Consider the following 18921-nt stretch of genomic DNA (forward strand, 5'->3'; position numbering starts at 1 on the left):
TGTTTGCCCAAGGTAATCAGGATGTCTTCGATGGCATCGGTTGCACCCAGCATTTTCATGGTTTTCATTTCGGAGCTGACCACTTCGGTATTGCCGGCAGCGGCAATTTCAAGGTCGATTGCGGGAGAACCGCCGCCTGCAAGCATCATGCCGCTGGCAAAGTCCACAACTGCTGCGGCTAATGCGCCATCAACATTCAACATTTCAGATACTGCTTTATCGTAATTCATAATGAACTCCCAAACGTAAGTGAATTAATAAAACGGTTTAATCCCGAAAATTATCCTAAAACTAAAAAGGATGAGTTAGGTGTGTGTAATTTTAAAGATTTATAAATAATACGCAGGCATTATAAGATAAAAAAAATCGGTTGTAAAACAGCCGATTTTTTTGTTTGGTAAGAAAAAATTAGCTCAGGTTGCGTTCTACATCAACCAAAGAGCGGCGGGCCAAAGCCAAGTTGGATTTAGCTTTGTCCAATACGGAATATAGGAACAGGCCTTCGTGTTTTTGCAGCGGGCGGATCAAGTGGTATTGTTTGCCCAAGGTAATCAGGATGTCTTCGATAACGTCATTCAGACCCAGCATTTTCATGGTTTTCATTTTTGAGCTGACCACTTCGGTATTGCCGGCAGCGGCAATTTCAAGGTCGATTGCGGGAGAACCGCCGCCTGCGAGCATCATGCCGCTGGCGAAGTCTACAACTGCTGCGGCCAACGCGCCGTCAACATTCAACATTTCAGATACTGCTTTATCGTAATTCATAATAAACTCCAAAGATATTGTGTTAGCTAAGAGGAAACTGCCTGAGCCGGCATAGGGGCGTAGGCGGATTGCTTGTTCTAATCGAAAATAGGTGTGGTTTTTAACCGGACCGTCCGGTGACGTTCACCTCTGTTTTCAAACAGCAGTAAAGTTAACGGGCAGTATATGCCTGCAACCGGCTGAAGTAAATCATGGAAATGAGTAAAAAATTGGCATATCATGCACCCGTTAATCTAAATTAACTACCGCTTGTTTATTTTTTAGAAAATATTTTAGAAAAAACAACAATAAAGATTCGATTAAAATTTGTGCATTTGTTTTTGTAAAAATTTGTCAAACATTCATTTGAAACAATGCTTTGGCAGATGTGCGGTTTGCGGTATGATTCCGGCGGACATATATTGCAGTCCGGACGATGGGAAATTTGGCTGCTCCGGCTTTTTTAAAAATGATGGTTCCCGCTTTGGGAAAAGGAAGAGACGATGAAACTTTATATTTACGATCATTGCCCGTTTTGCGTCCGCGCCCGTATGATTTTCGGCCTGCGCGGCGTGGCGGTCGAAGAGGTTATTTTGCAGAATGACGACGAGGAAACGCCGATTAGGATGATTGGCGCGAAGCAGGTGCCGATTTTGCAGAAGGACGACGGTTCGTTTATGGGCGAGAGTTTGGATATTGTGCGCTATATCGACGAAATGGCAGGGAAAGGCCGTCTGAAAGAAGATGTGCGGCCGCAGGTGCAGGCTTGGTTGGACAAAGTCGGCACTTATGCCAATAAGTTGGTACAGCCGCGGGACGTGCTGGCGGATTTGCCCGAATTTGCCGAACAAAGCGCAGTGGATTACTTCACAGCGAAAAAGGAGCAGATTATCGGCAATTTCGCGGAAAATATGGCGAAAACGCCGGAATATCTGGCGCGTTTGGCGGATGATTTTGCCGAATTGGAAGGCTTGGTGGTTTCCGCCGACGCATTGGGTGGAGAATTGGGGATGGAGGATATTTTGGTGTTCCCGATTTTGCGCAATCTGACGATTGTGCGTGGGTTGGAGATGCCGCCGAAGGTAGCGGCGTATGTGGCGGAAATGAGCCGTTTGAGCGGTGTGCCGCTGCAAACCGAGCGGGCGGTTTAGTGCGCTGCGGATAAACAGTTTTCCGGTGTCAGGTGGTAAGCCGCCGATGGAGCAAGCTTGTATGGAAGATCGGGTACGGCTGTGGGTTGAAGCGTAAGTGAATCTGTCTTTATTTGAATATGCCGTACCGGAGGTATAAAGGCCGTCTGAAAGTGGGGGTAACGGCGGTAAGTCCGTTTTTCCGGCTTTCAGACGGCCTTTTATTCTTTTAAAACAGGGCGGGCTGTTTTTCCGCCAGCCATGCCGCCAGCGGTTTGGGCAGGCCGTAGTCCGCCAGTTTTTCCGGCATCACCCGGAGGCCGTCTGAAAGGGTTTCAGACGGCCTTTTTCCTGCAACGGCAAACGGGGTAATCAGCAGCATACGGTGGGTCAGGCGGTGGGTTAGGGGCGGGAGTTCGGTTAAGTCTTCGGCGGTGAGGCCGTGTCGGGCGGCAAAGTCGTGCAGGTCTTGCAGGCTGTCGAAGCAGGGGGTGCAGTAGAGGCCGCCCCAGATGCCTTTGGCGGGGCGTTTTTCCAGCAGGAGCGCGCCGTTTGCGTCGTGCCATATCAGCCAGTAGAGCGGCAGGGTTTTGACTTCTGCCGCCGTTTTTTTGCGCGGCAGTTCGGCGGTACGGCCTTGGGCTTTGGCTTGGCAGATGTCGCTCATGGGGCAGGCGGTGCAGGCGGGGTTGCTGCGTTTGCATACGGTCGCGCCCAGGTCCATCAGGCCTTGCGTGTAGGCGGGCATGTCGGCGTTTTCGGGCGGCAGCAGGCTTTCGGCCAGTGTCCAGAGGGTGTGTTCGAACTTTTTGTCCTGCGGGTCGCCGTCTTGGGCGAAGACGCGGCAGAGTACGCGTTTGACGTTGCCGTCGAGTATGGTTTCGCGTTTGAGGAAGGCGAAGGCGGCAACGGCGGCGGCGGTGCTGCGGCCGACTCCGCACAGTTTTTCCAATTCGGTGCGTTCGGTCGGGAACTGTCCGCCGAAGTCGGCCATGATTTGTTTAGCGGCTTTGTGCAGGTTGCGCGCGCGGCTGTAGTAGCCCAATCCCTGCCAGAGTGCGAGTACGTCGTCTTCGGCTGCGGCGGCGAGGGCGGATACGGTGGGAAAGGCGGCGAGGAAGCGCGGGTAGTAGCCGGCCACGGTGGCGACTTGGGTTTGCTGGAGCATGATTTCCGACAGCCAGACGCGGTAGGGGTCGCGGCTGTGCCAGGGTAGGTTGTGGCGGCCGTGCTGTTTCTGCCAGTGTATCAGGCGGTCAGCAAAGGAGGGGGTGAGGCCGTCTGAAAGGGCGGTTGCGGGGTTTTCAGACGGCCTGTCGGGTGTGTGTGTCATGGTTGGGTATGTTGTATTTTAGTCGGTGTAATTGGGGAATGACTCGCCGATTCGGTATTGTGCGGTGGTTGCGTTTCAGCTACGCGGAAGCCCATGTTTTCAGACGGCCTGTTCTATGGTTTTGCCTTTGTATTCGCACAGGTCGTTGACGATACATCGGTGGCAGAGGGGTTTTTGCGCCTTGCAGGTGTAGCGGCCGTGGAGGATGAGCCAGTGGTGGGCGTCGAGGATGAATTCTTTCGGGATGACTTTGATCAGTTTGTCTTCCACTTCGCGCACGTTTTTGCCCGGGGCGAGGTTCGTGCGGTTGGCGACGCGGAAGATGTGGGTGTCCACGGCCATCACGGGTTGGCCGAAGGCAGTGTTGAGGACGACGTTGGCCGTTTTCCGCCCCACGCCGGGTAGGGCTTCGAGTGCTTCGCGCGTTTGCGGCACTTCGCCGCCGTGTTTGTCCAATAGGATGCGGCAGGTTTCGATGATGTGTTTGGACTTGGTTTTGTAGAGGCCTATGGTTTTGGTGTATTCCATCACGCCTTCCAAGCCCAAGTCCAGCATGGCCTGCGGGGTGTTTGCCACAGGAAAGAGTTTGGCGGTGGCTTTGTTCACGCCTTTGTCGGTGGCCTGCGCGGAGAGTAGGACGGCAATCAAGAGTTCGAAGGGTGTGGTGTAGTTCAGTTCGGTTTGCGGGTGCGGGTTTTCGGCGCGCCAGCGTTCGAACATTTCTCGGCGGGTTTGTTTGTTCATTGCGGTTGTGCGGTGTGTTGTTGTTTGCGGAACAGCCAGGGCGCGAGGGGTTCGCGCTTCGCCCAAAGGCCGGTGCGTCCGGCTTGGGCGTAGGCTTCGGCGGCGGCGTAGGCGGCGAAATCGGCTTTGGGTTGCTGTTTTTTGGCGATGGAGGTGTAGTGCCAGGCCGCGCCGTTTTCGATTTGGCTCAGGTTGATGTCGAGGCCGTCTGAAAAGAGGTAGGCCACTTCGCGGCCGTAGCGGTCGGTATCGGTTACCTGTACGTCTACGGTTTCGTCCGACAGGATGCGGCGCAGGCGGTCACGCGATTCGATGCCGTGGGCCTGGCCGATTTCGGGTGCGTCGATGTAGGCGAGGCGGACTTTGTGCCTGCGGCCGTCGGTGTCGGTGATGCGGACGGTGTCGCCGTCGTGCACGGACGTTACCCGCCCCCGGTAATGCATGCCTTGCGGCGCGGGTCGGGAGGATGTGCCGCTGCGGCCGCGTATGGTTTCGGCAGCCGGCGGGGTTTTGAGCCGGGAAAGGATGTCGGACGGTTCGATAAACGCCAGGGCGGCAACGAGGCACAGGGCGGGGATTTTCCAATCGGGCATAGCGCGGGATGCTGGTTAAAAATCAAAGGGGGGCATTTTAACCGATATGGCGGGAAACTTCGGCGTCCGGCAGAGGGGCGGGTTTGTATTTTGTATTTGAAAGGCCGTCTGAAAACCGGATTGCGGGTTTTCAGACGGCTTTTGATGCCTGAATAACGCCTTATCAGCCGCCGACTTTAATCACTTCCACGCCGCCGGCGCGCGCCAGAATCAGCACGTCGGCCGCCTCGCGCGCGAACAGGCCGTTTTCGACCACGCCGGTGATTTTGTTCAGCTCGTCTTCCAGCGTCAGCGGGCGCGACAAATCCATGTCGGCCACGTCGAGGATTTCGTTGCCGCTGTCGGTGATGAAGCCGACGCGCAGTTGCGGTTCGCCGCCCAGTTTCAGCAGTTGGCGCGCCACCAGAGAGCGGGCGGAGGGGATGACTTCCACGGGCAGCGGGAATTTGCCCAGGCGCGAAACGTATTTGCTTTCGTCGGCGATGCAGACGAATTTGTCCGACGCGCTGGCGACGATTTTTTCGCGCAACAGTGCGCCGCCGCCGCCTTTAATCATTTGCAGGCTGTGGTTGATTTCGTCGGCACCGTCGATATACACCGCCAGGCGGATGACGTCGGACAGGGTAACTTCGGGGATTTCGTATTGTTCCAGCAGCGCGGAGGTGGCGTTGGAGCTGCTGACCGCGCCTTTGATTTGTTTGCCGCTGGCGGCCAGGGCTTTGATGAAATAATTGACGGTGGAGCCCGTGCCGATGCCGATGTATTCGTTTTCGGGCACAAATTCCACCACTTTTTCACCTGCCATGCGTTTCAGATCGTCTTGTGTCGCCATGTTTCGCTCCTTTTGTTAACGTTTCATTGTTCGTGTTTCAAACGGAATCATAACCGAAGGCGCAGGGGCTTGGAAGGCCGTCTGAAAACATATGTTTGAATTGGGTCAAAACTGTTTCGTCCGATGTTCGCGGCGTTTGTTTCCCGCATCGGGAACGGACAATGTCGAATCGGTTTATTTGCGTTTTCAGATGGCCTCTTCTTCAGTGTTACCGTCCGCCGTTTAAATAAGGCCTTGCCTGAAGGATGACGAGTTTGCCGCCTGCGAAAGCCCATTCGATGTCTTGTTCGCCGTTGCCGAAAAGCTGTTTGATTTGCTGTCCGGCTTGGTCGAGGCGGCGGATTTGGTCGTGGTTCATGACGTTGCCGCCGGTGATCGGTACTTCCCTGATGCCGCCGTTTTCATCCAGTTGCAGCGCGGTGGTTTCGTTGGAGGAGCTGAGGCGTTGTACGGCGTCGTTGCGGCGGTTGTAAACGGCTTGTTCCGCCACCCGTTTCCCTTCGACCACGCGAATGCCCAGTCCGCGTTTGGCGGCGATGTAGGAAGTGTTTTTCTGCGCGGTATCGTAGGGATTGACGGTAACGAGTACGCCGGAGAGGTCGGTATTGATGCTTTGCTGGACGAAGACGCTCATTTTCACGCTGTCGTGCGGCAGTCCGGCGATGCGGCGGGCTTCGTACGCGCTGTAATTGAAGACGGAAGCCCAAGACTGTTTCACTGCTTCTGCCAGCGCGTTTTCGCCGGTTACGTTCGGCACGGTGGTGTACAGCCCTGCGCCGCTGAAATTCGGCAGGTCTTCGGAATTGGACGAGCTGCGGACGAACACGCCTTTGCTGTTTAACTGGCTGAGCCATTGTTCCGCCCAGGTGCGTTTCCATTCGGACGGGATTTCGGCATCGGTGATTTTTTTCTGCAATGCGAGCAAGGCAGTGCGGCGTTTGCGGTTGTCGCCGCCGCTTTGCGTTTCGATTTGCGCCAGTGTTGCCGCGTTGATGCCGAGTTTGTCCATCATGGCGCGGTAGTAGGCGAAGGGGATGCAGAATCCGTCGGGGACGTTGCTGCCTGCGATATGGGCGCGGATATGGCCGAGGTTGGCGGCTTTGCTGCCGCAGTAACGGCTGTCTTCACGGCGCAAGTTGGCAAGCGGCCGCAGGTTGTAATCGGTAGTGTCGGGCTGCGGCAGGGAGAGGCCGTCTGAAAATGTTTTGGCGGCTGTGTTTCGGTTGGTTTGGGCGATCCGGTATTGTTTTGCGTCGGCTGCCAATTCGATGCGGCGGCCGATATAGGGCGCGAGGATTTTTTCCGCGTCTTTGAGGTAGATGTTGGGAATGCCCCAGCCGCGTGCCAAGACGTTCACATGCGACAGCGCGGTGGACGGTTTTTCGCTGATGATGCCTGCTACGGGCGGCAACACCAGCGGCACTTCTTTCAAGATGATGATGTCGTCCGCGCCGACATCGTAAAGGTCGTCTTCCTGAGTGATGACGCGCAATGTACCTACCGCTTTCCCTCTGTGCAACGGCAGATAAGGGAAATTCTGTATCAGGCTTTCTTGGGTGACGAAGGGGACTTTGCTTTGCGCAGCAACGGTTTCCTGCCACAGGGAATTGGTTTTGTAACGCAGCGGGGCGAAGAAACTGTCTTTCAGACGGCCTTCTGCCAATTTCAGCAATTCGGGCGTGATTTTGTCGCCTTCCCAAAATTCGTAAACATATTCTTGAGTGCTGTTCTGCCAACTGATGGTGCCGAACAGGAAGCGGCGATTCGGGCTGCGGTATTGTTCCAACAATTCTTTGCGCGTCGGCATCGGCTTCAAAATCTCGGCGAGATAGTTTTCGTGCAGACGGTATTTCGGCGTGTTGATGTAGTCGGTGCGGTTGTTGTCTTCGCGGTCGATAAGGAAGAGGACGTGCGGGATTTCGTATTCGCTGTCTTGTTCGTAAACACGCGAAAGCAGGTCGAAATCTGCACGGCTGCGGATGGCGGACAGCGCGGGCGTTTGCGTTTTAACCGGCGTGGCGGCTTGGCGTTTGTCAGACTCAAAATAAGAAGGCTTACGCGCGGTCGGCGCGGCGGTATCGACGGCTGCGGAGTCAGGTTGGCAGGCGGTGAGCAGGAACAATAGTGAGAGGCAGACGCTGGTTTTCATGATAATGGCAATGAGAAAAAAACGGATTGTAGCAAGAAAAGGCCGTCTGAAAATCAAGCCTGATTCTTTTGCCGGTTTGTACTGCTAGAATTCCGACTTCATTTCCAGCCTGTCGTTTTCAGACGACCCGCCACATTTCTTCGAACAAGCAGGATACAAAACATGAATAAAACCGGATTATTTCTCTCCTTTGCGTTCTTCGCCGCCACCCCGCTTTCCACGGCAGAAACCGTACACTCATCCGGCAAAGGGCGGGCACAAGTCAAGAAGACGGAAATCACGCAGCGGCATACAAAACAAACAGACGGCAAACCGCTTGCCGACGGCTTCGGCAGCCTGTCGCGCCAAGATGCGCGCGTACGCGAAATCCTGAGTTTGGTTGCACCTGACGCAGACGTGGAAAAACTGAATATGATGTCGCTGCGGCCTTGGAAAAACGGCCTCCAAGTCGTGCTGGTGTGCCTGAATAAGCATCCGCTTGGCGATTTTTACCGCGAAAACCCGAATCACTACGCGCAATGCAGAGCCGACTCGGATAACCCTGTCGTCCAAATAACCCTTGCCGTGCTGACAAAGGATGCCGGTGGCAAATTCTCCCTTGCCGCCAAGCCTTATACCGAACGTTATGATTATGAAGAAAAAGACGAATTTTATCCGTCACCCAAACCCGCTATGGACGGGAAGCGGCAGTTTGTCGTGCAAATCCCCGATGGCGGTTTGCAAATCGCGCTGCCCGCCCGTCTCGATTTTGCCGCTTATCGCCTGAACGATAAAACCGATGCCTTCGGCCTGCGCTTGCAGAACACGGTCGGTTATGCAGGAGGTGGAAGTTTGGAAGAGTTTATGGTGCTGTTTGCCGTTATTGAAGGTCGTCTGAAACCCGTTTTGAACGCCAACACCTTTACGCTTGAAAACATTGCCGGCAGCTGGAATAAGGACGGCACACGCCAGCATGATGTATATACCGACACATACATCCTGAAAATGTCGCCGCAGCAGCATAATGGATTTTACGACATCATTTGGCGAGTGAAGGGCATGAAAAACGGCGAACGGAAAGTCTACCGCTGGGATGCGGAAAAACAGGAGTATGGCAGTTTGGAATAGCAGCGTTGCCGGTTGCCATACAGGATGGCGTATCGGCGGCAGGCATCATGCGAAAGCAGTTGGTATGTTTTGCCTGATTGGGAATCCAATCTCTTTCGTTTTTTGAGGTACGCTGCCGCTTGTATATTCCGTCCGTCATGATGGGAATAACGGCAAAAGGTCGTCTGAAAACCCTGTTCGGGGTGTTTCAGACGGCCTTTTACTATGGGTGATTTCGGGTTATTTCACGCCGAAATTGGGTTGGACCAATGCACATTTGGCACGTTCGCCGCGCCGGTTGCGGTGGCTGCGGCCGGCAATTTTGCCGCAGGATTCGCCCGGGTCTTTGGGGCGGGATTCCTGCTCGGCGCGGCTGTCGCCGCGTGTGCGCCTTTCGCTGCGGCTGCCTGCCCCGCGTTCCGCACGTTCGCCGCGGTGCGGCCTTCCGTTTTCAGACGGCCTTTCTTCCGTGCTGCCGTTGTCCCACCAGCGCGGTTCGAAACCTTCGATGCGTTCGATGGGGATGTTGTTGCCGGTGAGTTCTTTGATGGCTTCGAACATTTTTTGTTCGGTTTCGTCCATCAGCGAAATGGCGACGCCGTCCGCCCCCGCGCGGCCGGTGCGGCCGATGCGGTGGACGTAGTCTTCGGGCTGGGTGGGCATTTCGTAGTTGATGACGAAGGGTAGTTCGGCGATATCCAGCCCGCGTGCCGCGACGTCGGTAGCGACGAGGACGCGCAGGTTGCCCTCTTTGAAGGCGGAAAGGGTTTCGAGGCGGGTTTGCTGCGATTTGTCGCCGTGGATGGCCTGGGCGGAGATTTCGCGCCGTTGCAGGTCGCGTGTGACTTGGTCGACGCTTTGTTTGGTTTTGCAGAATACGATGACTTGGTTCATGTCCAAATCGACAATCAGGCGTTCGAGCAGGCGGCGTTTTTGGAAGGTGTCTACGGCGATGACGTGTTGTTCGACGTTGGCGTTGGTGGTGTTTTGCGCCGCCACTTCGATTTGTTCGGGGCTGTTCATGAAGTCGCGCGCCAATTTGCGTATCGGATCGGCGAAGGTGGCGGAAAAGAGCAGGGTTTGGCGTTGTTTGGGCAGCATCTGCATGATGGTGCGGATGTCGTCGATAAAGCCCATGTCGAGCATGCGGTCGGCTTCGTCGAGGACGACGATTTCGACTTTGGAGAAGTTGATGTTTTTTTGTTTGACATGGTCGAGCAGGCGGCCGACGGTGGCGACGACGATTTCGCAGCCGGCACGCAAATCGGCGGTTTGTTTGTCCATGTTCACGCCGCCGAAGAGGACGGTGTGCCGCAGGGGCAGGTTTTTGATGTAGGCCTGCACGTTTTGGTCGATTTGGTCGGCCAGTTCGCGGGTGGGGGTGAGTACCAGCATCCGAACGGGGTGCATGGCGGGGGAGGTGGAAGCGGTGGCGAAGCGTTTGAGCCGCTCGAGGCTGGGCAGCATGAAGGCGGCGGTTTTGCCGGTGCCGGTTTGCGCGGCAGCCAGGAGGTCGTGTCCGGCAAGGGCTTTGGGAATGGCGGCGGCCTGAATCGGCGTGGGGTTTTCGTAGCCTTGCTCGGTGAGGGCGGAAACGATTTCCTGTCCGAGGCCTAAGGAGGAAAAGGGGTTCATTGTTTGTTCCTTCATGGTATTCAGACGGCCTCGGGCTTTCACGCGGCGGCGGAAAGGGCAAGGCCGTCTGAAAATAATCTGCGGTATTCGGTTGTGGCGGTGCCGCCCTGTGGGACGGGCGGAAAACGGCTGCCGGAAGGCTGTCATTATGCCATAAAAGCCGTTGCCGCGTTTTGAGGCCGCGGGCCGGCAATGACGGAGTTGGCCGTATTGTTTACCCTTTCCGCCTGAAGCGGCTTCGGGAGCTTCGGAAACCGCCGTTCAGACGGCCTCTCCTGCTGTTGCCGAAAATGCCGCTTCGAATGCGGCTTCTGCGGCTTCCGCCGTGGTTGCCGACAGCAATGCCTCTCCCGAAGACCAAGAGCTGCTCAAACGCGCGCAAGGCATCTTCAAACCGCTGCCGAGTGCAGAAGAAATGCAGAAACTGCGCCCGTTTACCGAAGAACAGGTCAAACTCGGCCATCAATTGTGGTATGAACCGCGCCTCTCCAAAGGCAACACCGTAAGCTGCAACTCCTGCCACAACCTCGCTTCTACAGACGTAGGCGACCTGCCGACCAGCCAAGGCCATAAAGGACAGTTCGGCGGACGCAACTCCCCGACCGCTTTAAACGCCGCCTTACTCGGCATGCAGTTCTGGGACGGCCGCGCGGCCGACGTTGAAGAACAAGCCGGCGGACCGTTGGTGAACCCTGTGGAAATGGCAAACGACTCGCAAGAAGCAGCTGCGGCCAAAATCGCCAAAATCCCCGAATATCAAGAACTGTTTAAAACCGCCTTCCCCGAAGACGGCGCGGTTTCCTTCAAAAACATCACCACCGCACTGGGCGCATTCGAACGCACCCTGCTGACGCCGACCCGTTGGGACGAATACCTCAAAGGCAACGTTTCAGCCTTGAGTGAGCAGGAACGCAAAGGCGTGCGCGCCTTTATGGACAACGGCTGTATCGCCTGCCACAGCGGCGTCAACCTCGGCGGCAACAGCTTCCAGAAATTCGGTTTGGTCAAAGGCCCGTATTGGAAGTTTATCGAAGATCCGAAACGCGACAAAGGCCGTGCCGACGTAACCAAAAAAACAGAAGACGAATTCTTCCGCGTGCCCGGCTTGCGTAACGTCGCCAAAACTTATCCATATTTTCACAACGGCAGCGTTTGGGAATTGGACAAAGCCGTTACCATCATGGGTAAAGCGCAACTGGGCAAAGACTTATCAAAAGAAGACACCGACAACATCGTTGCCTTCCTGAAAACACTGTCCGGCAATGTTTCCGACTCCGCCCGCACCATGCCCGAGCTGCCGCTTTCCGCACCATTGGAATCACAGCCCAACAATAAATAACAGCCACTGATGGCCAGAGGCCGTCTGAAAGCACAAAAAACGCCGGAGAAACCTTTCGCGCGCTTGAAACTGCTTCAGACGGCCTTATATTGCCGCCCATGAAAAATCCATTCCGTTACTTTAAAAAAGGCAAACCCATGAGCGAACAAAACACTGCACCCGAAGAAGAACAAAACATCCCGACCGAACAGGAATATGCCGCAGCCGAAACCGCCGCACCCACTTACGAAGAATTGCAGGCGCAAGTGGAAGAACTGCAAGGACAGTTGAAAGACGAACAGTTGCGCGGTTTGGCAAACGAGCAAAACCTGCGCCGCCGCCATCAGCAGGAAATCGCCGACACGCATAAATTCGCCGGACAAAAATTCGCCGCCGAAATGCTGCCGGTCAAAGACTATCTTGAAATGGCGCTGCTCGACCAAAGCGGTAATTTCGACGCGCTGAAAATGGGCGTGCAGATGACGCTGAACGAATTGCAAAAAGCGTTTGATGCCACGCATATCAAAGAAATCAACCCGCAGCCCGGCGACAAACTCGATCCGAACCAGCATCAGGCGATGCAGACGGTCGTCAGCGAGCAAGAGCCGAACACCATCGTCAGCGTCATGAAAAAAGGCTATCTGCTGAACGACCGCATCTTGCGTCCGGCCATGGTGGTTGTGGCCAAAAGTGCGGAAAACGCCGAATAGGCGCAGTTCCCGAACCATCCCGCATTTTGTTTTCAGACGGCTTCCAAGGCCGTCTGAAACATAAGGGGAAACGGAAAAATTAAATTAACATTTTGATTTTAAATTTCAAAAAGTTGTCATTTTTTTACAACGCAGCACTTGAAAACCGCCGTCTGTCCCCTATTTTGCATGCCAAGCAACAGCGGTCGGAAACAAAACAGGCCGTCTGAAAATTCTATTATTTGAAGGAGTATTAACACTATGGCAAAAGTAATCGGTATCGACTTAGGTACAACCAACTCTTGTTTGGCTATTTCTGAAAACGGTCAAACCAAAGTCATCGAAAACGCAGAAGGCGCACGCACCACACCATCCGTTATCGCTTATCTGGACGGCGGCGAAGTCCTCGTCGGCGCACCGGCAAAACGCCAAGCCGTAACCAACGCTAAAAACACCATCTACGCTGTAAAACGCTTGATTGGTCACAAATTTGAAGACAAAGAAGTCCAACGCGACATCGAATCCATGCCTTTCGAAATCATTAAAGCCAACAACGGCGACGCATGGGTGAAAGCGCAAGGCAAAGAGCTGTCTCCGCCGCAAGTTTCCGCAGAAGTCCTGCGTAAAATGAAAGAAGCCGCCGAATCTTACTTGGGCGAGAAAGTAACCGAAGCCGTGATTACGGTTCCGGCCTACTTCAACGACAGCCAACGTCAAGCCACCAAAGACGCAGGCCGCATCGCCGGTTTGGACGTAAAACGCATTATCAACGAGCCGACTGCAGCCGCTTTGGCATTCGGCATGGACAAAGGCGACAACAAAGACCGCAAAGTAGCCGTATATGACTTAGGCGGCGGTACCTTCGATATTTCCATCATCGAAATCGCCAACCTCGACGGCGACAAACAATTTGAAGTATTGGCAACCAACGGCGACACTTTCTTGGGCGGCGAAGACTTCGACCAACGCCTCATCGACTACATCATCGCCGAGTTCAAAAAAGAACAAGGCATTGATTTGAAACAAGACGTGATGGCATTGCAACGTCTGAAAGAAGCTGCCGAAAAAGCCAAAATCGAATTGTCCAGCGGTCAGCAAACCGAAATCAACCTGCCGTACATCACCATGGACGCAACCGGCCCGAAACACTTGGCAATGAAAATTACCCGCGCCAAATTCGAGAGCCTGGTTGAAGACTTGATTGCCCGCTCTATCGAGCCTTGCAAAATTGCATTGAAAGATGCCGGCTTGAGCACCGGCGACATCGACGACGTGATTTTGGTCGGCGGCCAAACCCGTATGCCGAAAGTACAAGAAGCCGTTAAAGAGTTCTTCGGCAAAGAGCCTCGCAAAGACGTGAACCCTGACGAAGCGGTTGCCGTAGGCGCAGCGATTCAAGGCGAAGTGTTGAGCGGCGGCCGCAGCGACGTATTGCTGCTGGACGTAACCCCTCTGTCTTTGGGTATCGAAACCATGGGCGGCGTGATGACCAAGCTGATTCAGAAGAACACCACCATCCCGACCAAAGCGTCGCAAGTGTTCTCTACCGCCGAAGACAACCAAAGCGCAGTAACCATCCATGTACTGCAAGGTGAGCGCGAACGCGCTTCCGCCAACAAATCTTTGGGGCAGTTCAATTTGACCGACATCGCACCCGCACCGCGCGGCATGCCGCAAATCGAAGTAACCTTCGACATTGACGCCAACGGTATCCTGCACGTTTCTGCTAAAGACAAAGGCACAGGTAAAGCCGCCAACATCACCATCCAAGGTTCTTCAGGCTTGAGCGAAGAAGAAATCGAACGCATGGTGAAAGATGCCGAAGCCAATGCCGAGGAAGATAAAAAACTGACTGAATTGGTCGCTTCCCGCAACCAAGCCGAAGCCCTGATTCACTCCGTGAAAAAATCTTTGGCCGACTACGGCGACAAACTCGACGCAGCCGAGAAAGAAAAAATCGAAGCCGCGCTGAAAGAAGCCGAAGAAGCCGTGAAAGGCGACGACAAAGCCGCCATCGATGCCAAAGCCGAAGCACTGGGCACAGCCAGCCAAAAACTGGGCGAAATGGTTTACGCACAAGCGCAAGCCGAAGCCCAAGCAGGCGAAAGCGCACAAGCCGAACCGTCTTCTGCCAAGAAAGACGACGACGTGGTAGATGCCGACTTTGAAGAAGTAAAAGACGACAAGAAATAATTGAGACCGTCTGAAAAAAGCGCGAATCGCAAGGTTCGCGCTTTTTGTTATGGTTCGAATGATTGCCGGCAAACTGCATTGCTAGCTGTTGTTTTTGGTTTTTTGAAATATTCCTGTGATTTATAGTCAATTAAAATAAAAATGGGACAGTAACGCATCGTCAAATCAGGCGTAATCAGACAATACGGTTCGCAGATACCGCTTAATATTCGCCCACACCTTCTCAATCGGGTTGAGCTCAGGTGAATAAGGTGCAAGAGGCAATACCTTATGTCCCCATTTTTCCGCCATTTCCCGTAAGACACCCATACGGTGAAATCGCGCATTATCTAAAATAATCACCGATTTTTGAGTCAATGCGGGCAGTAGGCATTGCTGAAACCACGCTTCAAAAAAGACTCCGGTCATCGTATTTTGATAAACCATCGGAGCAATCAGCCGGTTGCCGACTTGTGCGGACACCAGAGATAAGCGTTGGTATCTTTTTCCACTTATCTGCGCTTTCACTATTTGCCCTTTTAGGCTGCGGGCATAGGGACGGAACAGGTAGCGGTCAAATCCCGTTTCATCCAAATAAACACGTTGGTAGTCGGAAAATTCGGCCAGCTGTGTCAAATAATGCGTTACTTTGGCCGGGTCTTGTTCTTTGTAAGTGGTGGTCTTTTTTTGCGCGTTATCCCTATCTGTTTGAGTGCATAGCAAACGGCGGCTGCCGTACAATCAAAATGTTTGGCGATTTCATGCAGATAGGCATCCGGGTGTTGCCCAACATATTGAGCCAGTTTTTGCCTATCCAATTTGACGGCATTTAGACCGGTAACTTGATGTTTTAGGCTGCCTGTTTGTTTTTTAAGGCGAATCCACAGGTAAAGCGTGTTTCTCGACAAGTTAAACGTTGCTGCTGTTTGGCTGATGTTTTTGCATTGTTCGTAATAGTTTAAAGCTTTGTTTCTTAAGTCCGCAGAGTATGCCATGGTTAGACCTTCAAAGTTGAGTATTGTACCATTTTGTTTTTAATTGACTATAAATGGCGTTCGTAAAGATATATTTATTTTCTCCCGCCACCTCTTCATCTTCATAAACTTGAATCGGAGTCGGACTGCTTCCCGTTAGCAAATATCCGTTCCAGTTATCATTGGGAACATAGCAAGCGATTTGCTTTGTTTGCGAGGCGGCGATAATCCTCTTTTCGATTTCGTCATCCGTTGCCTCAATCCGATATAGATTCAAAAGCCAAGCGGCATCGCCTTCCACTTGTGTGCCAATACAAAGGCAGCACAGTTTATCCAATTCTTCAGCGGCAATTTCCAGGTCGGCATTCTCTTCAGAGGAAACGACTAAGATTTTATCGAAAGGACAATTTAGGGCTGCAGCAAGAAACTCCCTAATTTCAAAAATGGAAATCGGATATTTAATCAAAAAATCGAACATAGGGTACCTATATCGCTCAAGCCTGCAAGTAGCATTTAATCATGCCGAAATATATCAAACCCACAAGAGGCCGTCTGAAAAATCAAGTTTCAGACGGCCTCTTGTCGGGGCAACTGTTATCCAATCAAACATCCGTATCGTCTGCCAAACCTTCGGCCGTTTGTTCCGGGTTGAAGCGGACGGATTGCGGGTAGGGATAGAAATCGTCAAACAAACCCTGTTGCAGCCGCTCTTTTTTGCCCTGCCAGAATTCGGGGGTCAGCAAATCGCGGTGGTGTTTGAGGAAAACCTGCCGCACGTCGGGTTCGCCGAGCAGGAAGGGGGCGAATTCTTCGGGGAATACGTCGCCTTTATGCACGGGATACCACACCTCGCCCGACATTTCCATTTCCGGATTCGGTGCTTCCGGGATTTTGCGGAAATTGCAGTCGGTCATGTATTCGATTTCGTCGTAGTCATAGAAAATCACCCGTCCGAAGCGCGTCATGCCGAAATTTTTGTACAGCATATCGCCGGGAAAGATGTTGGCCGATGCGAGTTCTTTCAGCGCGAAGCCGTAGTCGATGACTGCCGCCGCTTTTTCTTCCGGCGAAGCCTTCTGCATAAACAGGTTTAACGGTGTGAGGCGGTATTCGATATAGGCGTGTTTGATGATGACCATATCGTCGGTTTCCTCGATTTGGCTCGGTGCCAAGGTGCGCATTTCGTTGAGGAAGGCTTCGTCGCAGCGTACTTTGGGCAGGGGAATGTCGGAAAATTCCAGCGTATCGGCCATCCTGCCGACGCGGTCGTGCTTTTTCACCAGCAGGTATTTCTGCTGTACATATTCGCGGTCAAAGTCTTTGTTTGGCCCGAAGGTGTCTTTAATTACTTTGAACACATAGGGGAAGGAGGGCAGGGTAAACACGCTCATCACCAAGCCTTTGATGCCGGGCGCGAGGATGAATTTGTCGTCGGAATAGCGCAGGTGCTGTGTGAACTCGCGCCAGAAAATGTTTTTCCCCTGTTTGTGCAGGCCGAGTAGGGTGTAAAAATCGCCGTCTGAGCGCATCGGCAGCATTTCGCGCAGGAAGCGCACATAGCCGCTGGGAACAGGCATGTCCACTAGGAAATAGGCGCGGGCGAAAGAGAAGAGTACGGAAATCTGTTTCGGGTCAAACAGCGCGGCATCGATTTTCAGACGGCCTTCGGTGTCGTGTACCACCGCCAGTGCAAAGGGATGCCTGCTGCTGCCGTTGACAATCTGCCCGAAGATATAGGCCGATTTGTTGCGGTAAAAAGCCGAATTCAACACTTGAACGTGCAGGTTCAGCTCGCGCGGCGGCCATTCCTTGCCGAAATGCCGGCGCGCCGCACGCAGGATGTCGGCCACGTCGGCGGCGGCGTGGGCAAACGGCACCTGCCAGCCGAAATGCCGCAATATCCGTTGCAGGCAGCCGCGCAAACCGGCATTGGCAGGGTAGAAAGTGCAGAATACGGGTGGGTCGGAGTCGATAAATTCCGTGCTGGCGGCCGGTTTGACGAAGATAAACCGATTGTTGAAATATTCTTTGGCCAACACTTTGGTGGATACGGAATTGAAAAATGTTTCCGCCAGTTCGGGCTGTTTGTGATCCACCAAGAGGGCGATGTATTCTTTTTTGGCCTCCGCCCACAATTGGTCGGACGAGCCGCCTTCCAGACGTTCGGTCAAAATGTCGGCCGCTTCCGACACGCGGCGGTCGTACATTTGGATGCGGTAGGCCACCAAATCCTGTATGCCTTTCCAGTCGCGCCGTTCAAACAGGGCTTTGGCTTGGGCGGATTTTTCGCGGAACAGGCGGTAGTGCTTGTCGAATCCGGCCAACATGGTTTCGGCAATTTCGCGGGCAGACGGGGTGTTTGCCATTTTTTTCATTGTAGTTTCTCCTTTATAGCTATAGCGGCTTCAGTTTCAAACAGGGCAAGGCGGAAGCGTGCGGGAATGATGTTTTAAAGCGCAGAAACGCATCAATTAAGCCGCTCCGTACTGTTTGCGGCAGACTATTCGGCATTAACGCCGTTTAATCCGCCATATATTTGTAGTTTTATGTAACCTTATGTTACTTTGGATAAAAAAGCAAGCAGGCCGTCTGAAAATTTCAGACGGCCTGCTTGCAGGGGAAAGATTTGACTATTGCCCGCTGATGGCTGATGCGGATTCGGCTACCGGCCCGTTCGGCGTGGTAACCGCTTCGTCGGGCAAGGGTAGGGCGGGTAAAGATTGATCGGCGGCGGGATGCGGCTGAACCACGTCGGTCTCGAAAGGTCGGTCCTGACCTTGTTCCACCACTTTGGTGCTGCAACCTTTAAACGCCATGACAGCCAATACTACCGCCAGCAGCAATACCGGCAGGCTTCCGACAATTGATGATTTGCCCGATACGGCAGGCAGTCCGTCATCCGATAATTGCAAGGAAGCGGCATGGTCGGACAGCTTATGGGCAACGGCTGATACGGCGGCAACATTGCTGATGCCCAAAGCCGAAAGCAGTCCGCCGTTCAGATTTTCCGCCAGATGATCGGATTGACCGGCCAGCAATTTCAAAAAGTCGGACAGGCTGCCGCTGCTGCGGCCCAAATGCGACAAAACCAAAGGCAGTGCCATGGCCAGCAGGCGGGCGGCAGACGCTTTGGCAATCCCGCTCTGCCGTGCCAATTCGGCAGCCGCATCGGCGGCGTTACCGTCAAACACGGCAGGCAGCAGACTGTTGCCCAAATCAATCAGGCGTTCGGATTGTGCCTGAACTTCGTCCGCAGACAGGCCGCTTTCCGCGCCGGCCTGCCGGTAAAGGGCGGACGCATAATCGGGATTGCCGGCCGTGCTCTTCAATACGCCGGCCAAAACGGCGGGTAAAACCAATTTTGCCGCCTGCGTACCCGTTTCGGCGTTTTCGCCGGCGGCGGTCAAAAATCGGCTGAGGACGGGGACGAGTTCTTCTTGCAGCAAGGTGCCGAAGCGGGTAGTCATGGCGGGGTTCCTTGTATTTGTGCATTCAAAATGTTTTCAGACGGCTTGGCCGTCT

16 protein-coding genes and 1 pseudogene are annotated in these 18921 nt (G+C 53.8%); 5 read left to right on the plus strand and 12 right to left on the minus strand.

Annotated features, from left to right (window positions below; genetic code table 11):
- Window positions 1-230 (minus strand): annotated as a pseudogene (locus HMPREF3107_RS00445) (hypothetical protein); the annotation flags it as partial.
- 178 nt (window positions 231-408) lie between these two features.
- The gene (locus HMPREF3107_RS00450; protein ID WP_070452005.1) at window positions 409-765 is read right to left on the minus strand and encodes a hypothetical protein; all 357 of its coding nucleotides are present in this window, start codon (window positions 763-765) and stop codon (window positions 409-411) included.
- Between the two features lie 482 nt (window positions 766-1247).
- Between HMPREF3107_RS00450 and grxB the strand changes: the two genes are divergently transcribed.
- Window positions 1248-1895, plus strand: coding sequence for a glutaredoxin 2 (gene grxB / locus HMPREF3107_RS00455; protein WP_070452008.1), 648 nt, complete (start codon window positions 1248-1250; stop codon window positions 1893-1895).
- Window positions 1896-2103: 208 nt separating this feature from the next.
- On the opposite strand, the gene mutY is transcribed toward grxB, so the two are convergent.
- From mutY to HMPREF3107_RS00480, 5 genes are all read right to left on the minus strand, one after another.
- Window positions 2104-3207: an A/G-specific adenine glycosylase gene (gene mutY, locus HMPREF3107_RS00460; protein WP_070452011.1), complete on the minus strand. Its 1104-nt coding sequence runs from the start codon at window positions 3205-3207 to the stop codon at window positions 2104-2106.
- Between the two features lie 99 nt (window positions 3208-3306).
- Window positions 3307-3951, minus strand: coding sequence for an endonuclease III (gene nth / locus HMPREF3107_RS00465; protein ID WP_070452018.1), 645 nt, complete (start codon window positions 3949-3951; stop codon window positions 3307-3309).
- A complete protein-coding gene (locus HMPREF3107_RS00470; protein WP_070452021.1) occupies window positions 3948-4544 on the minus strand; it encodes a thermonuclease family protein in 597 nt (198 codons plus the stop codon). The genes nth and HMPREF3107_RS00470 overlap by 4 nt, the downstream gene beginning before the upstream one ends.
- 163 nt (window positions 4545-4707) lie before the next feature.
- Window positions 4708-5376 carry a ribose-5-phosphate isomerase RpiA gene (gene rpiA / locus HMPREF3107_RS00475; RefSeq protein ID WP_070452023.1) on the minus strand — a complete coding sequence of 223 codons (669 nt, stop codon included), beginning with the start codon at window positions 5374-5376 and terminating at the stop codon, window positions 4708-4710.
- 208 nt (window positions 5377-5584) lie between these two features.
- Complete coding sequence (locus HMPREF3107_RS00480; protein WP_070452139.1) at window positions 5585-7525, minus strand: PEP/pyruvate-binding domain-containing protein; 1941 nt, start codon at window positions 7523-7525, stop codon at window positions 5585-5587.
- Window positions 7526-7687: 162 nt separating this feature from the next.
- On the opposite strand from HMPREF3107_RS00480, the gene HMPREF3107_RS00485 reads away from it, so the two are divergent.
- Window positions 7688-8632, plus strand: coding sequence for a hypothetical protein (locus tag HMPREF3107_RS00485; protein ID WP_070452026.1), 945 nt, complete (start codon window positions 7688-7690; stop codon window positions 8630-8632).
- A gap of 219 nt (window positions 8633-8851) precedes the next feature.
- Here HMPREF3107_RS00485 and HMPREF3107_RS00490 read toward each other — a convergent pair whose 3' ends face one another.
- Window positions 8852-10246, minus strand: coding sequence for a DEAD/DEAH box helicase (locus HMPREF3107_RS00490; protein WP_070452028.1), 1395 nt, complete (start codon window positions 10244-10246; stop codon window positions 8852-8854).
- A 325-nt stretch (window positions 10247-10571) separates the two neighbouring features.
- On the opposite strand from HMPREF3107_RS00490, the gene HMPREF3107_RS00495 reads away from it, so the two are divergent.
- The 3 genes from HMPREF3107_RS00495 (at window position 10572) to dnaK (ending at window position 14446) form a co-directional block, all read left to right on the plus strand.
- Window positions 10572-11585 (plus strand): cytochrome-c peroxidase, encoded by a 1014-nt coding sequence (locus HMPREF3107_RS00495; protein ID WP_246828548.1) that lies wholly within the window; start codon window positions 10572-10574, stop codon window positions 11583-11585.
- Between the two features lie 137 nt (window positions 11586-11722).
- Window positions 11723-12274: a nucleotide exchange factor GrpE gene (gene grpE, locus HMPREF3107_RS00500; RefSeq protein ID WP_070452142.1), complete on the plus strand. Its 552-nt coding sequence runs from the start codon at window positions 11723-11725 to the stop codon at window positions 12272-12274.
- Window positions 12275-12514: 240 nt separating this feature from the next.
- Window positions 12515-14446, plus strand: coding sequence for a molecular chaperone DnaK (dnaK, locus tag HMPREF3107_RS00505; protein WP_070452031.1), 1932 nt, complete (start codon window positions 12515-12517; stop codon window positions 14444-14446).
- 165 nt (window positions 14447-14611) lie between these two features.
- Here dnaK and HMPREF3107_RS11205 read toward each other — a convergent pair.
- The 4 genes from HMPREF3107_RS11205 to HMPREF3107_RS00525 all read right to left on the minus strand — a co-directional run bounded on the left by HMPREF3107_RS11205 (window position 14612) and on the right by HMPREF3107_RS00525 (window position 18866).
- Window positions 14612-15420, minus strand: a protein-coding gene (locus tag HMPREF3107_RS11205) for an IS630 family transposase (RefSeq protein ID WP_141742791.1) whose coding sequence is annotated in 2 segments (ribosomal slippage) — window positions 14612-15105 and window positions 15105-15420 — 810 coding nt in all. Because the reading frame shifts where the segments join, the coding sequence is not laid out codon by codon here.
- 10 nt (window positions 15421-15430) lie between these two features.
- Entirely contained in the window at window positions 15431-15877 is a 447-nt protein-coding gene (locus HMPREF3107_RS00515; RefSeq protein WP_070452036.1) for a hypothetical protein, read from the minus strand.
- 124 nt (window positions 15878-16001) lie between these two features.
- Window positions 16002-17774 (minus strand): bifunctional isocitrate dehydrogenase kinase/phosphatase, encoded by a 1773-nt coding sequence (gene aceK, locus HMPREF3107_RS00520; RefSeq protein WP_070452039.1) that lies wholly within the window; start codon window positions 17772-17774, stop codon window positions 16002-16004.
- Window positions 17775-18029: 255 nt separating this feature from the next.
- Window positions 18030-18866 (minus strand): DUF937 domain-containing protein, encoded by an 837-nt coding sequence (locus HMPREF3107_RS00525; protein WP_070452043.1) that lies wholly within the window; start codon window positions 18864-18866, stop codon window positions 18030-18032.
- Window positions 18867-18921: the final 55 nt, after the last annotated feature.

The organism is Neisseria sp. HMSC31F04 (assembly GCF_001807735.1).
In the GTDB taxonomy this organism is placed as follows: domain Bacteria; phylum Pseudomonadota; class Gammaproteobacteria; order Burkholderiales; family Neisseriaceae; genus Neisseria; species Neisseria elongata.